The following is a 13,597-nucleotide window of genomic DNA, read 5'->3' as shown; positions in this document are numbered from 1 at the left end:
CCGCCGGGCGGCGGCTCAGACCACCGTCACCGGGTGGGCCACCACCGCGCCGAACAGGTAGCCCTCCCGGTTGAAGACCGACCGCTCGGGCTGGGTGTTGCCCCGGCGGTCCGTCGCGCGGGCGCGCAGCTCGTACGGACCGGGCCGCTCGGGGCGCCAGTCGATGCTCCAGCGCGTCCAGCCGTCGGCCCGCGGCTCGTCGCGCAGCTCGGCGCGCCGCCAGGTCCGGCCGCCGTCGGCGCTCACCTCGACCCGGCGCACCGCCGCGCTTCCGGACCACGAGCGCCCGTGCAGCCGGTGCTCGCGGTCCGCCGCCAGTCGCGCTCCCGCGGCCAGCTCGAAGGCGCTCTTGACCACCTGCGTGGTGAGCGGCTCCCCGCCGCCGACCGGGTAGTCCGGGCCGAACATCCGGTAGAAGTCGGTGTTCCACGGCGAGTGCAGCGGGTGGTCGGCGACCTCCATGCTGCCCACCCACTTGATCGAGGCGATGCCCACCCAGCCGGGCACCACCAGCCGGGCCGGGGCGCCGTGGTCCGGGGTCAGCGGCTCGCCGTTCATCTCGTAGGCGAGCAGCACGTCGTCCAGCGCCTTGGCGATCGGCAGCGGACGGCGCACCGGGCCGTAGTTGGTGCCGCCGGCGACGAAGTCCGGGTCCAGGCCGACCGGCAGCACGTCCACCGCCGCCCGGGTCAGCCCGGCGGCCCGCAGCACCTCGGCCAGCCGCACGCCCCGCCAGCTCGCCGAGCCGACGCCGCCGAGCGTCCAGGGCGTGCCCGGGACGGGCTGGTTCTGCTGGCCGAGGTAGTAGCTGCGGGCGTTGCCGGCGCACTCGATCAGCGCGCTGATCCGGGTGGACGGCAGCTCCCGCAGGTCGTCCAGGCCGAACTCGACGGGGCGCTCGGCCGTCGGCGCGCCGCGCAGACCGCTGCCGAAGAGCTTGAGGCTCCAGGTGTCCGGGTCGATCAGCGGGGTGCTGGTGTGGTTGCGGACGAAGAACCGCTCCACCGGCACGTGGCGGCCGACGGCGGCGCCGCCGTCGGCGTCCCGGAAGGCGTCCCAGCGCATCTCGGCGTTGGTGCCGCGCGGCACGAACCACTCGGCGGGCAGCGGTTTGACGATCCCGGGCACCGGCCTGGGCACCTCCTCGGCGGCCGCCCGGCCCGCGGTGAGCAGCGGGACGGCCGGGATCGGCGCGGCGAGCACCCCGGCGGCGGAGACCATCCGCAGCAGCGTCCGGCGGTCCACGCCGTCGGCGCGGCCGCCCTCCCGGGCCGCCCGCCTCGCGGTGGTGCGCCTCGCGGTGGTGCGCCTCGCGGCGGCTTGCGCGGGGGCGGCCTGCGTCGGGGCGGCCTGCGTCGGGACTGCTTCGTGCGGGGTGCGGACCTCGTCGTCCATGAACGGCGTTCCTTCCGTTTCAGCGTAGGCGGTTCGGCGGTGCGCGCGACCGCGGCCGGGTCCGCGGGCCGCTCCTGGACGGGCTCGCGATCCTCGGCTTGACCTTCTCACCGGTGTGAAGTCCTACCGTTCCCCTTGTCGGCGAAACCCCAGCCCGCAGAGGAGCAACCCATGTCAGCCACCCCGCTCGCCCGGATCGTCCAGGGTTCCGGCCCCGGACTGCTGCTCGCCCACGGCGCCGGCGGCAGCGCCCGGGACAACTGGGGCCCGCTGCTGCCCGACCTCGCCGCCCACCGCACCGTCGTCGCCCCCGACTACCCCGGCTCCGGCGACAGCCCGTACGAGCCCGGTGAGCCGAGCCTGGACGAACTGGCCGACCGGCTGGTCGCCGCCGCGGACGAGGAGGGCCTGGACGACTTCGACCTGGCCGGCTACTCGCTCGGCGCCGCCGTCGCCGTCCGGATCGCCGCCCGCCACCCCGGGCGGGTCCGCTCGCTGCTGCTGCTCGCGGGCGTGACCGGGGGCTCGGCACGGATGCGGACGCTCGCCGAACTGTTCGTCGACCTGGCCGACCGGCCGGACGACCTCGCCCCGCTGATGCTCAGCGTCGCGATCGGCCGGAGCTGGCTGGACGAGCTGCCCGCCGAACAGCTCGGAGGGCTGCGGGAGCACCTCAAGTCCCCGGTGCCGGAGGGCTTCCGGCAGCAGTTCCGGCTGGTCGCCCGCGCCGACGTACGGGCCGAGCTGGCCGCGATCGCCGTGCCCACCCTGGTCGTCAGCACCACCGAGGACATGCTCGTCGCCCCGTCCCAGCACCGGCTGGCGGCCGAGGGCATCCCCGGCGCGCGCCTGGCCGAACTCACCAGCGGGCACCTCCCGGTGGTCGAGGCGCTGCCGGAACTGCGGGACCTGGTGCTGGAGTTCCTCAAGGGCTGAACCGCCGTCGGGAACACCCCGGCGGCCTGCGGCGTTCGCCCGGTCATGCGCATCGGAGAACTCGCCCGCCTGACCGGGGTGTCCACCCGCCTGCTCCGCTACTACGAGGAGCAGGGCCTGCTGCGGCCGGACCGCACGGCGGCCGGCTACCGCGAGTACGGCGAGGAGGACACCGTCCGGGTGTGGCAGGTCCGCCACTTCCTCGCGGCCGGCCTGAGCACCCGGATCATCGCCGAGCTGCTGCCCTGCGCCACCGGTCCCGTCCCCGTCCTGGAGGCCTGCCCGGAGCTGCTCGCCACCCTGCGCGGCGAACTCGCCGACCTGGACTCCCGGATCGAGGACCTCACCCGCAGCCGCCGGGCGCTCTCCCACTACCTCGACACCGCGCACGACTCCGGGCGCGACCACGCGGCCGACCGGGCACCCGGCTACGGGCACGACTACGGCGAGGAGCGGGCTGCCTGACGGGACGTAGGTCCCGACCAGGCGCTTCCCCGGCGCGCCGTCCCGCCGCTCGCGGAGGGGACTGGACATAGTGCGACATACAGCTTGATTCCGAGCGTGCCGAGCGCGCCCAGTATGTCGAGGGGTCCACACGATGAGCAGCCTGCCGCCCCCGTCCGACCAGCCCGTGAAGGAGCCCGACGAACCCGCCGCGACCCTTCCGGCCGACCGGGCGGTGTTCGGGATCGGCGCCGTCCTGGTACTGGCCGTGGTCGCCTGGGGCGTCTTCGCCGAGGACTCGCTCGGCCGCACGTCCAGCACCGCGCTCGGCTGGGTGCTGCACAACTTCGGCTGGCTGTTCGTGGTGGCCGCCGACGTCTTCCTGGTGCTCACCGTGCTGCTCGCGTTCAGCCGCTTCGGCCGGATCCGGCTCGGCCGCGACGACGAGGAGCCCGAGTTCTCCGGCCTCGCCTGGATCGCCATGATGTTCAGCGCCGGCATGGGCATCGGCCTGATGTTCTACGGCGTCGGCGAGCCGCTCCAGCTCTTCGCCACCCCGCAGCCCGGCTCCGGCCTGGAGCCGCAGAGCGCGGCCGCCGCCCAGCAGGCCCTGGAGTTCTCGCTCTTCCACTGGACCCTGCACCCGTGGGCGATCTACGCGGTCGGCGGGCTGGCCCTCGCCTACACCACCTTCCGCAAGGGCCGGGGCAACCGGATCTCCGCCGCCTTCGTCCCGCTGATCGGACAGCGCGGCGCGGACGGCTGGGCCGGGCGGACGATCGACCTGCTGGCCGTGTTCGCCACCGTCTTCGGCTCCGCGACCAGCCTCGGCCTCGGCGCGCTCCAGGTCGCCGACGGGCTCGGCTACATCTCCTCCGTCCGCAACACCCAGAACGCCCAGCTGGTCATCATCGCCTCGCTGTCCGCCGCGTTCGTGGTCTCCGCGTTCTCCGGGGTGCACAAGGGCGTGAAGTGGCTGTCCACCGCGAACGTGGTGCTGGCATCCCTGATCATGGTCTTCGTCTTCGTGTTCGGTCCGACGGTGTTCGCCCTGGACGCGATCCCCTCCTCCGTCGGCGGCTACCTCTCCGACCTCCTCGGGATGTCCACCCAGACCGGTGCCTTCACCGACGAGAGCTGGCTGGGCTCCTGGACGATCTTCTACTGGGCCTGGTGGCTCTCCTGGGCGCCCTTCGTCGGCACCTTCATCGCCCGGATCTCCCGCGGCCGCACCGTCCGGCAGTTCCTGCTCGGCGTGCTGCTGGTGCCCAGCGGGGCGACGGTCGTCTGGTTCTGCGTGATGGGCGGCACCGCGATCCGACTGGCCACCACCGGCGCGGCCGACCTGGTCGCGACCATCCCGCAGGGGCCGGAGGCCTCGCTGTTCGAGATGCTGCGCTCACTGCCGCTCGGCTCGGTGACCAGCGTGGTCGCGGTGCTGCTGGTGATGACCTTCTTCATCACCAGCGCCGACTCCGCCTCGCTGGTGCTCGGCTCGCTGTCCAGCCGGGGCTCGCTGCATCCGCGCACCTGGCTGGTGGTGGTCTGGGGCGTGCTGATGGGCGGGGTCGCGGCGGCCCTGCTGCTGGCCGGCGGGCTCACCGCGCTCCAGAACGCGACGATCCTGGTCGCGCTGCCGTTCGTGGTGGTGATGCTGCTGCTCTGCGTCTCGCTGGTGAAGGAGCTCCGCACGGACCCGGCCGCCGGACCGTCCCGCTTCCACCCGCCGCACGGGCTGCGGGACGCCGTCCGGGAGGTCGTCGGCGAGTCCGGCACACGCCACTGACCAGGGGGTACGCCCCGCCCGTCGGAGGGTGGGGCGTATGCGGCCCAACCGACGCCCAACCCCCGCCCGGACTTCACCCGCGCGTACCGACCGTTCACGCCGCCCTGGAAACCTCCCTGTCATGAACGCCAACCCTCAGGCGCCCTACCAGGAACCGCGCTTCCCCCTGCCCCAGCGGCACCGCCGGCTCCTCGCCGCCACCGCCGTCCTCGCCTCCATCGCCCTCGGCACCCTGGGTGTCGGCGCCACCGTGGAAACCGTCGACCACGGCCCCCTCGCCAGCGCCTCCGCCGGCAAGTAGCACCCGCCCCACCCGGCACCGCGGTCCGTCCCGGACCCGGTGCTTCTTACTGCCCGCTCGCTCCAGGGCGGCGCGACCGGCGCGCCGGGCGCCGCCGGTGCGCCCGCCGTCACGCCTGTCGCAGCGCCCGCCGTCACAGCTGCCGGTGCACCCGCCGCTGCGCCCGCCGTCACGCCCGCTGTTCGGCGCGCGGGCCGGCCGGGGGCGGGATCAGCGGGCCGGGGCGGGAGTGGCGGCCGGTGCCCGGGGTGGGGTGGAGGTCGGGGGCCGGGGCGTAGCGGGCGGCCGGCGGGCGCAGGCGCCAGGCCGGGGGGCGGGTCGGATGGGGCGTGGGGGCGATCAGGGCGAGGCGGTGGAGCAGGTCGAGGGCGTCGCGCCGCAGGGCGGTGCGGTCGGCGAGGTAGCGGGCCGGGAGGCCGTACTCGTCCGCGATGTCGCCGAGGACGCCGTCTATCAGCGCGTCCGGGATCGGGACGTCGCCGCTCACCGTCTCGCCGGGCAGCGGGCGGACGTCCTCGACCAGTCGCTCGACCAGCAGCAGGGCCGCCTGGGAGAGCGTCCCGGCACCGGGCAGGGCGAGGTCGGTGAGTTCGGCGGCCGGGTCGAGCAGGGCGACGCCCTCGGCCCGCAGTTCGGCCTCCAGGCCGAGGAACTCGGCGACCACCGCCGGGCCGCTGAGCCGGTGCTCCCGCAGCCAGGCGCGGTGGTCCTCGGGGAGGTCGGCGGCCAGGACGGCGGGCGTCTCGGCGAGCAGGCGGCGCACGGCGGTGGCGGGCTCGGCCTCGGCGGCCCGGCGGATCAGGTCGGCGGCGTCGTCGGCGAGGGCGGGCGGCCCGGCCGGGACGGCACGGGCGAGTTCGCGGTCCACGGTCAGCACGAAGGAGTCGTCGGCCGGGTCGGACGGCAGCTCGCCGAGCACCTGCCAGCCGGCCAGCGCGGCCAGCGCCATGGCGAGGTCGGCCGGTTCGGCGGCGAGTTCGGGGGCGGCGGCGGCCATCGCGTCGAGCAGCCGCCGGTAGCCCAGTTCCTCCGGCGCGTCGACCAACAAGGCCAGCGCGAGGGCGAGTTGGGCGTATCCGGCCGGGGTGAACGGCGCACCGGTGACGGGGTGTTCGAGGCGGCGGGCGGCGCCGGGGCCGAGGCCGGCCTTGCAGAGCCGGGCGTGCCAGGGGCCGACCACGAGGCGGTAGCCGAGCAGGGTGTCGAAGCGCTCGGCGAGCCAGTCGCGGTGGCGGCGGATCAGCGGGAAGCCGTCGGCGTGCGGGCCGGAGGCGGTGACCAGCGGGTGGGCGAGCAACAGCCGGGCGGCGATCCGGCGTTCGGCCGCCGGAAGCTCCTCGGCGGAACGGTCGTGCGCCACCAGGGCGAGCGGAGCCACCCGGGTGCGCTCGGGCCTGCGGTGCCGACCGGGCCCGCTCGGCTTGGCACCTGACCGCACGACGGGCAGCGCGGCGTCGTCGCGCCGGGCACGGCGCAGGCCGCCCTCGGTGCGGTCCTCGCGGGGGCGTACCGGCATGGCGCGGTGCGCGGTGGGGCCGTGCCACCAGCTGACGCCGGGGTCGGCCGCGGGCTCGGCGGCGGCGCCGAGGTGGCGGGCCGGGTAGAGGCCGAAGGAGGCGGTGCAGAGGTCGTCGGCGGTGCCGGGGGTGGCGGCGGCGAACCAGTGGGCCAGGCGCAGCAGTCCCGGGTCGGGCGAGAGCGTCACCCCGGCGGCCTGCGGGCCCGGTACCTGCGGGTCGTCAGCACCGCTTCCCGTGGCCGCCCCAGGTGCCCTGTCAGCGGGGCCGACGGTGGGACGGGACCCGGGGCCGACTCCGGTACCGGCGGCGGGAGCCGTCCCGGGACGGGGGCCGGGAGCGGTATCAGGACCGGCTTCGCGTACGGCGAGGACGGCGTCGGCGGTTGCCCGTCCTGCCCCGCTCATACGCCCGTCCGGCCTGCCGGCGGCCACCCGGGTGGCGCCGACCGCGTAGTCCCGCTGATTCATGTCGAGGTCCAGCCTAGACGGTGCCCGGGCCACCCGTGGGCAGCAACGGCGCTCCTGAGGAACTCTCCGCAGGAGCCCTCGAAGCGGGCCCCCGCGCTCCGCTCACCGGCCACCCGTCATCCGCCGCGCCCCACCGGGGTTACGCACCGGTAACCGGCTCTTCCGCCACCGGTCCGGCTCCTCTAGGGTCGGTCCCAAGCAGCGGATCACCGAGAGGCGCACGCATGACCGTCCGTACCACCGACCGGGCCGGCCTCGCGGCCCGGCTGCGCTCGGCCACCGGCCTGCTGGGCGGCTTCGCGGCCACCTCGGCGGCGCACCTGGGCGCGATCGCCTCCGGCGCCCCGGTGCTCCGGAACGCCACCAAGCCGGCCCTGATGCCGCTGCTGGCCGCGCACAGCGTGGCGGCGGCCAGGCAGGCCGGGCAGGAGGCGCCGAAGCTGCTGGCACCGGCGCTGCTGCTGAGCGCGGGCGGGGACGTGCTGCTCCAGCTGAAGAACGACCCCGCGTTCCTCGCCGGCATGGGCTCGTTCGCGGCGGCGCACGTCTGCTACGTGACGATGTTCGTCGAGCGCGGCGCGCTCAGCGACCGCCGCCGGACCCTGGTGGTCGCGGCCGCGTACGCGACGGCCTGGGTGGCGCTGGTCGGGCAGCTCTGGCCGGACCTCGGGGACCTGCGCGTCCCGGTGGCCGGCTACAGCCTGCTGCTCGCCTCGACGGCCGTCACCTCGGCCGGGCTGGGCTGGCGGACCGGGCTGGGCGGGGCGCTGTTCCTGCTCTCCGACACCCTGATCGCCACCCAGCTGGCGAAGTGGCGGGAGCTGCCGGGCCATCAGTTCTGGATCATGGCCACTTACGTACTGGCCCAGTACCTGCTGGCCGACGGCACGCTCCGGCACCAGGACCGGGCGCACCGCGAGGGCACGGAGCCGCGGCCCGCCTGACACACCACCGCGCCGCCGGCCCCTTCGGGCTCCAGCGGCGCGGCACGGGCGGTGCGCCGGGGCGCACGGCGGCGAGGCCGTCAGGCACCGCGCCTGCGCAGCAGCCAGAAGCCGCCGACCCCGCCCCCGACCAGCACGAGGCCGCCGGCCAGCTCCGCCGGGTTCGCCGCGACCGAGCCGCCGAGGCCGGTCTGCACGGCGCCGTGCGGGGCGACCTGCTGGCTGCCGGCACCGGACTGCCCGAGCGAACCGGCCCACTCCCCCGCCGCCTCGCCCCACTCGCCGAGGCTCTTGTCGGGGCTCTTGTCGGTGCCCTTGTCGGGGGCGGTGGCGGCCACCGTGGTGACCGTGACGCTGGTCGCGAAGGCCCCGCCGTCCGGGCAGGTGCCGTCGACCTTGCTGTCCCCGGCGTGCTGACCGGCCAGTCGGGCGGAGCCGCTGTGCTTGCCGTCGGGCCCGAGGGTGAGGGTCGCCGGACCGCCCTCGAAGGCGGCGGAGCGGGCGGTGATGGTCTTGGCGTCGGGCTTGTCCGACTTCTCGCAGGAGACCGTGACCGTCACGGTCTGGCCCGGTGCGGCCTGGGACGGGCTGACCGAGGCCGAGCCGTCCCTGGCCGACGCGAGGGGGGCCGTCAGGCCGGTCAGCGCCGTCGCGCCGATCAGGGCGGCGGCGGCCGTACGCATGGGGCGCATGCCGGAACCTCCGGGATTCTCGGTCGCAGCCGGGGGACTCCATGTCCACGTGGTCGATCGACTGCATCCGGTCATTCACCGACGGTAGGCACCCGCCCCGCGCCCGGCCAGCGCTCACGGCCGTTCGGGTTACGGCCCGTGACCCGGCGTGACGCCCGCGGCGGGGCTCAGAGGTCGAGGTCCACCACGACCGGTGCGTGGTCCGAGGTGCCCTTGCCCTTGCGGGCCTCGCGGTCCACGTAGCTGTCGGTGACGGCGTCGGCGAAGGGCTTGTTGGCGAAGGTGAGGTCGATCCGCATGCCCCGGTTCTTGGGGAAGGCCAGCTGGCGGTAGTCCCAGTAGGTGTAAGGGCGGTCGTACTTGAGCGGGCGGGGCAGCACGTCCTGGAGGCCGATCTCGCCGAGGGCCGTCAGCGCGGCGCGCTCGGCCGGGGTGACGTGGGTGAGGCCCTCGAAGGCGGCGGCGTCGAAGACGTCCTCGTCGGTCGGGGCGATGTTGAAGTCCCCGAGGACGGCGAACGGGCGGGAGCCGGCCGCGTCCTCGGTGGCCGCCTCGCGCAGCGCCTCCAGCCACTCCAGTTTGTACTGGTAGTGGGCGTGGCCGACCTCGCGGCCGTTGGGCACGTAGACCGACCAGACCCGCACCGGGCCGCAGGTGGCGGCGATGGCGCGCGGCTCGAGTTCGGGCAGCAGGGCGCCGTCGGCGAGGTAGCCGGGCTGGCCGGGCAGGCCGCGCACGACGTCCTCCAGGCCGAGCCGGGAGACGATCGCGACGCCGTTCCAGCGGCCGTTGCCGTGCGCGGCCGTCTCGTAGCCGAGCTCGCGGACCGCCTCGTACGGGAAGGCGTCGGCCGCGCACTTGAGCTCCTGGAGGCAGAGCACGTCGGGCTTCGCGCTCTCCAGCCACTCCAGGAGCTTGGGCAGCCGCGCGGTGACGGAGTTGATGTTCCAGGTGGCGATGCGGACGGTCACGGCGGGCGGCCTTCCCGGTGGTTCGGCGGGCATGCGGACGGGGTGGGCCGCCCTCGCGGGAGGCCCACCCCGAACATACCGCCCGGCACCGACAGGCCGACCCGATCAGCGCGCGGGCCGGACCACCGCGGCCGAGCCGCCGCCGCGCCGCACCGGTTCGGCGGCGGCCACCCAGCGGCCGTCCGGCAGCCGTTCCACGCCGGTGGCGGCGCCGATCTCGGCGACGCCGGTGAAGCTGTGCCCGAGGCCCTCCAGCGCGGCCCGCTCGGGCAGCGCGAGGAAGCCGGGCTCGGCCTGGGTCGCGGCGGTGTTGCGCTGGCTGGCGCGCGGCGCGGCGATGGCCTGCTCCAGGCTCAGGCCCCGGTCGAGCCGCCCGAGCAGCACCTGGAGGGCGGTGGTGATGATGGTCGCCCCGCCGGGGCTGCCGGTGGCGAGCAGCGGCTCGCCGTCGCGCAGCACGATGGTCGGGGAGAGCGAGGAGCGCGGCCGCTTGCCCGGGCCCGGCAGGTTGGGGTCGGGGACGCCCGGGGCGAGCGGGACGAAGTTGAAGTCGGTCAGCTCGTTGTTGAGCAGGAAGCCCCGGCCGGGGACGGTGATGCCGCTGCCGCCGGTCTGCTCGATGGTGAGCGTGTACGAGACGATGTTGCCCCAGCGGTCGGCGACCGTCAGGTGGGTGGTGTTGGTGCCCTCGTACGGCTCGGCGACGGCCTGGCCGGTGGCGGCGCAGGGGACCGGGTGGCGCGGGTCGCCGGGGGCGAGCGGGCTGGTGAGCGCGTGGTCCGGGCTGATCAGGCAGGCCCGGGAGGCCGCGTAGCGCTCGGAGAGCAGTTCCCGGACGGGGACGTCGTTGAAGGCGGGGTCGCCGACCCAGCGGTTGCGGTCGGCGAAGGAGATCCGGGAGGCCTCCAGGAAGTGGTGGTAGTACTGGGTGGCGCTGTACCCGGAGACGTCGCCGCCGTCCTCCAGGATGTTGAGCGCCTCGCCGACGGTGGTGCCGCCGGAGCTGGAGGGGGCGATCGAGTAGAGGTCGTAGTCGCCGTGGGTGATGTGGGTGGGCGCCTGGTCGCGGACCCGGTAGGCGGCGAGGTCGGCGGCGTCCACCTTGCCCGGACGGGCGGTGCGGCCGGAGGCCGGGTCGACCGGCGGGTGCTGCACGGTGTTGACGATGTCGCCGGCCAACTCGCCCTGGTAGAAGGCCTTGACGCCGTCCTTGGCGAGCAGCCGGTAGGTGGCGGCGAGGTCGGGGTTGCGCAGCACGGTACCGACCTCGGGGGGCTTGCCGCCGGGCAGGTAGAGCGCGGCGGTGGCCGGGAAGTCCTTGAACCGGGAGTAGTTGTCGGAGGTCTGGGTGCGGAAGGTGGCGTCCACGACGAAGCCGTTGTCGGCGAGCCGCTCGGCCGGTTCCAGGTTCTGGGCGAGCGAGCGGCTGCCCCAGTGGCGCAGCGCGGCGTCCCAGGTGGCGGGGGTGCCCGGGACCCCGACGGCCAGGCCGCTGGTGACGGCGTCGGCGAAGGCCAGCGGCTTGCCGCCCTCCAGGAACAGGCCGGCGTCGGCGGTGCGGCCGGCGGTCTCCCGGCCGTCGACGGTGTGCACCCGGCCGGTGGCGTGGTCGTAGTAGACGAAGTACCCGCCGCCGCCGATGCCCGAGGAGTACGGCTCGGTGACCCCGAGGGCCGCGGCGGCGGCGACGGCCGCGTCAACCGCGTTGCCGCCCTTGCGCAGCACCTCGATCCCGGCGGCGGTGGCGTCGGCGTCGACGGTGGCCACCGCCCCGCCCCAGCCCACCGCCTCCGGCACCTTCGAGGGCGGCGCCACGGCGCCGGCCGGCCCGACACCGGACCAGACCAGCGCGGTGGCGAGCAGAAGTGGTGGTGCGAGACGGGTCAGAGCCCTCATCCGAGTCCTCCTGAGTCGACGTCAACTCAGTTGTTCCACAGGAGGGATGATCCGACAACCACACCGCGCCGCTACCAGCGAGTAGTTGACGGGGCGACATGGGACGGGCAGGCGGGCGGGTGGAGGGCGAACAGATGACAGATTTCAGCGAACAGATAACGTTTTCTGTTCGCTGAAACCTGTCATCTGTTCGCTGTCGGCTGTCATCTGTCGGCTGTCAGCTGTTCCTCCCCCGGGTTCCTCTCCCCCGCCCCGCTACAGCGTGCTGCGCTCCACCCGCCGCCGCTTGATCGTCCGGAAGCGGCGCGCCACCTGGCGGGCCAGGTCGGCCGCGCCGACCAGGCCGGCCTCGTTGCCGAGGGCGGCGTGCACGATGGCGGCCTCCGGGCGGAAGCCGCGTCCGGTGAGGGTGCGGCGGAAGGTGTCCCGGGCCGGGCCGAGCAGCAGGTCGCCGGCCTCGGAGACCCCGCCGCCGATCACGAAGCGGCCCGGGTCCAGCGCGGCGGCCAGGTTGGCGATGCCGACGCCGAGCCAGGTGCCGACCTCGTAGAGCAGCTCGGTCGCGGTCGGGTCGCCGTCCTGGGCGGCCTCGGTGACCAGCGGCCCGGTGATGCCCTCGACCGTGCCGCCCGCCCGGGCCAGCAGCGGCTGCACCACCGGCGACTCCTCGGCCACCAGCTCGCGCGCGTCGCGCACCAGGGCGTTGCCGGAGGAGTACTGCTCCCAGCAGCCCCGGTTGCCGCACGGGCAGCGGTGGCCGCCGGGCAGCACCTGCATGTGCCCGAACTCGCCCGCCAGGCCGTACTTGCCGCGGTCCACGTAGCCGTCGCGGACCACCGCGCCGCCGATGCCGGTGCCCAGGGTGAGCATCACCATGTGGTCCTCGCCGCGCCCGGCGCCGAAGCGCCACTCGGCCCAGGCGGCCGCGTTGGCGTCGTTCTCGACGATCACCGGGAACCGCAGCCGCTCGCTGAGCGCCTCCTGGAGCGGCTCGTTGCGCCAGTTGAGGTGCGGGGCGAACAGCACCTTGGACCGGTCGGCGTCGACCCAGCCGGCCGCGCCGATGCCGACGGCGTGGACGTCGTGCCGGTCGGCGAGCTGGAGCACCAGGTCGACGATGACGTCCTCGACCACCTTGGGGCTCTTGCTCTTGTGCGGCGTGTCCGTGCGCAGCTTCTCCAGCACCTTGCCCTCGCCGTCCACCACCCCGGCGACCACCTTGGTGCCGCCGATGTCGACGCCGATGGTGGGCAGCCGCAGTATCCCGGCGGGCAGGGCGCGGCGGCGGCGCTCGGCGCGCGGGCCGAGGCCGAGCAGGGTGGGCAGGACGGGGGGCCGGGTGCTGCCTTGGGAGCTGGTCACGGCTGCGGACGCTCCTCACGGGGATCGGAATCGCGGTCGTCGGAGTCACGGAACCCGGCACCGGGACCGGATTCGCCGGGGCCGGTGACGGACGGTCGGGCCAGCTCGTGCGAGAGCTCGGCGAGGTCGGAGCCGCCGGCCATCTCGGTGGTGAGCCGTTCGAGGCTGATCTCGGCGCGCGGATGGCTGCCCGCCATCCGGCCCCGCTTGAGCAGCGTGAAGTGGTCGCCGACCAGGTAGGCGTGGTGCGGGTTGTGGGTGATCAGCACGACCCCGAGGCCGGCGTCGCGGGCGGCGGTGACGTACTTGAGCACCACCCCGGACTGCTTGACGCCGAGCGCGGCGGTGGGCTCGTCCAGGATCAGAACCTTGGCGCCGAAGTGCACCGCGCGGGCGATCGCCACGCACTGGCGCTGCCCTCCGGAGAGGGTGCCGATCGGCCGGTCGACGTCCTGCAGGTCGATGCCCATCCGCGCGAGCGCGTCGCGGGTGGTGGCCCGCATCCCGTCGGCGTCCAGCCGCAGGCCGCCCCAGCGGCGCATGCCCTGCTCGGAGCCGAGGAAGAAGTTGCGCCAGACCGGCATCAGCGGGACGACCGCGAGGTCCTGGTAGACGGTGGCGATGCCACGGTCCAGGGCCTGGCGTGGGGAGTCGAGGCGGACCTCCTCGCCGTCCACGGTGTAGCGGCCCTCGTCGTGCCGGTGCAGCCCCGAGATGATCTTGATCAGGGTGGACTTGCCGGCCCCGTTGTCGCCGAGCACGCAGCTGATCTCGCCGGCCCGCAGGGTCAGCGAGACGTCCTGGAGCGCCCGGACGGTGCCGTAGCTCTTGCTGACGCCCTGGAGCGACAGCAGTTCGGCGCCCGGCCCGTCCGTCCTCATGG

12 protein-coding genes are annotated in these 13,597 nt (G+C 75.0%); 5 read left to right on the top strand and 7 right to left on the bottom strand.

Translation table 11 applies throughout. The annotated features are described in order from the left end of the window. Window positions 1–15: 15 nt before the first annotated feature. The gene (locus ACZ5GH_RS29635) at window positions 16–1,395 is read right to left on the bottom strand and encodes a sulfite oxidase (protein WP_387756732.1); all 1,380 of its coding nucleotides are present in this window, start codon (window positions 1,393–1,395) and stop codon (window positions 16–18) included. Between the two features lie 171 nt (window positions 1,396–1,566). On the opposite strand from ACZ5GH_RS29635, the gene ACZ5GH_RS29630 reads away from it, so the two are divergent. The 4 genes from ACZ5GH_RS29630 to ACZ5GH_RS29615 all read left to right on the top strand — a co-directional run bounded on the left by ACZ5GH_RS29630 (window position 1,567) and on the right by ACZ5GH_RS29615 (window position 4,862). Continuing rightward, entirely contained in the window at window positions 1,567–2,331 is a 765-nt protein-coding gene (locus tag ACZ5GH_RS29630) for an alpha/beta fold hydrolase (RefSeq protein WP_387756733.1), read from the top strand. Window positions 2,332–2,376: 45 nt separating this feature from the next. Continuing rightward, a complete protein-coding gene (locus ACZ5GH_RS29625) occupies window positions 2,377–2,796 on the top strand; it encodes a MerR family transcriptional regulator (protein WP_387756734.1) in 420 nt (139 codons plus the stop codon). A gap of 133 nt (window positions 2,797–2,929) precedes the next feature. Further along, complete coding sequence (locus tag ACZ5GH_RS29620; protein WP_387756735.1) at window positions 2,930–4,561, top strand: BCCT family transporter; 1,632 nt, start codon at window positions 2,930–2,932, stop codon at window positions 4,559–4,561. A gap of 121 nt (window positions 4,562–4,682) precedes the next feature. After that, window positions 4,683–4,862, top strand: coding sequence for a hypothetical protein (locus tag ACZ5GH_RS29615; RefSeq protein ID WP_387756736.1), 180 nt, complete (start codon window positions 4,683–4,685; stop codon window positions 4,860–4,862). Window positions 4,863–5,031: 169 nt separating this feature from the next. Here the strand turns inward: ACZ5GH_RS29615 and ACZ5GH_RS29610 are convergent, their stop codons facing one another. Then, entirely contained in the window at window positions 5,032–6,567 is a 1,536-nt protein-coding gene (locus tag ACZ5GH_RS29610) for a DUF2398 family protein (RefSeq protein WP_464335798.1), read from the bottom strand. A gap of 506 nt (window positions 6,568–7,073) precedes the next feature. Here ACZ5GH_RS29610 and ACZ5GH_RS29605 point away from each other — a divergent pair. Further along, entirely contained in the window at window positions 7,074–7,793 is a 720-nt protein-coding gene (locus ACZ5GH_RS29605; RefSeq protein WP_387756738.1) for a lysoplasmalogenase, read from the top strand. An 80-nt stretch (window positions 7,794–7,873) separates the two neighbouring features. Here ACZ5GH_RS29605 and ACZ5GH_RS29600 read toward each other — a convergent pair whose 3' ends face one another. The 5 genes from ACZ5GH_RS29600 to ACZ5GH_RS29580 all read right to left on the bottom strand — a co-directional run bounded on the left by ACZ5GH_RS29600 (window position 7,874) and on the right by ACZ5GH_RS29580 (window position 13,595). Further along, on the bottom strand, window positions 7,874–8,485 hold the full coding sequence (locus ACZ5GH_RS29600; RefSeq protein WP_387756739.1) for a hypothetical protein: 612 nt from the start codon (window positions 8,483–8,485) through the stop codon (window positions 7,874–7,876). 167 nt (window positions 8,486–8,652) lie between these two features. Further along, on the bottom strand, window positions 8,653–9,489 hold the full coding sequence (locus tag ACZ5GH_RS29595; RefSeq protein WP_387756740.1) for an exodeoxyribonuclease III: 837 nt from the start codon (window positions 9,487–9,489) through the stop codon (window positions 8,653–8,655). A gap of 72 nt (window positions 9,490–9,561) precedes the next feature. Then, window positions 9,562–11,352: a gamma-glutamyltransferase gene (gene ggt / locus ACZ5GH_RS29590; RefSeq protein WP_464335797.1), complete on the bottom strand. Its 1,791-nt coding sequence runs from the start codon at window positions 11,350–11,352 to the stop codon at window positions 9,562–9,564. A 255-nt stretch (window positions 11,353–11,607) separates the two neighbouring features. Continuing rightward, window positions 11,608–12,714, bottom strand: coding sequence for an ROK family glucokinase (locus tag ACZ5GH_RS29585; RefSeq protein WP_387756742.1), 1,107 nt, complete (start codon window positions 12,712–12,714; stop codon window positions 11,608–11,610). Beyond that, window positions 12,711–13,595, bottom strand: a complete 885-nt coding sequence (locus ACZ5GH_RS29580) for an ATP-binding cassette domain-containing protein (RefSeq protein WP_464336892.1) — start codon at window positions 13,593–13,595, stop codon at window positions 12,711–12,713. The genes ACZ5GH_RS29585 and ACZ5GH_RS29580 overlap by 4 nt, the downstream gene beginning before the upstream one ends. Between the last annotated feature and the right edge of the window lie 2 nt (window positions 13,596–13,597).

It is taken from the genome of Kitasatospora sp. Xyl93, assembly GCF_055383135.1.
Note: the sequence above shows the minus strand (reverse complement) of the source record. Positions and strands in the feature narration are given on the sequence as shown.

Coding starts and splice junctions, on each gene's coding strand:
- ACZ5GH_RS29615 (WP_387756736.1), top strand. CDS start 4,683: ATGAACGCCAACCCTCAGGCGCCCTACCAGGAACCGCGCTTCCCCCTG.
- ACZ5GH_RS29630 (WP_387756733.1), top strand. CDS start 1,567: ATGTCAGCCACCCCGCTCGCCCGGATCGTCCAGGGTTCCGGCCCCGGA.
- ACZ5GH_RS29605 (WP_387756738.1), top strand. CDS start 7,074: ATGACCGTCCGTACCACCGACCGGGCCGGCCTCGCGGCCCGGCTGCGC.
- ACZ5GH_RS29635 (WP_387756732.1), bottom strand. CDS start 1,395: ATGGACGACGAGGTCCGCACCCCGCACGAAGCAGTCCCGACGCAGGCC.
- ACZ5GH_RS29595 (WP_387756740.1), bottom strand. CDS start 9,489: ATGCCCGCCGAACCACCGGGAAGGCCGCCCGCCGTGACCGTCCGCATC.
- ACZ5GH_RS29600 (WP_387756739.1), bottom strand. CDS start 8,485: ATGCGCCCCATGCGTACGGCCGCCGCCGCCCTGATCGGCGCGACGGCG.
- ACZ5GH_RS29580 (WP_464336892.1), bottom strand. CDS start 13,595: ATGAGGACGGACGGGCCGGGCGCCGAACTGCTGTCGCTCCAGGGCGTC.
- ggt (WP_464335797.1), bottom strand. CDS start 11,352: ATGAGGGCTCTGACCCGTCTCGCACCACCACTTCTGCTCGCCACCGCG.
- ACZ5GH_RS29625 (WP_387756734.1), top strand. CDS start 2,377: ATGCGCATCGGAGAACTCGCCCGCCTGACCGGGGTGTCCACCCGCCTG.
- ACZ5GH_RS29620 (WP_387756735.1), top strand. CDS start 2,930: ATGAGCAGCCTGCCGCCCCCGTCCGACCAGCCCGTGAAGGAGCCCGAC.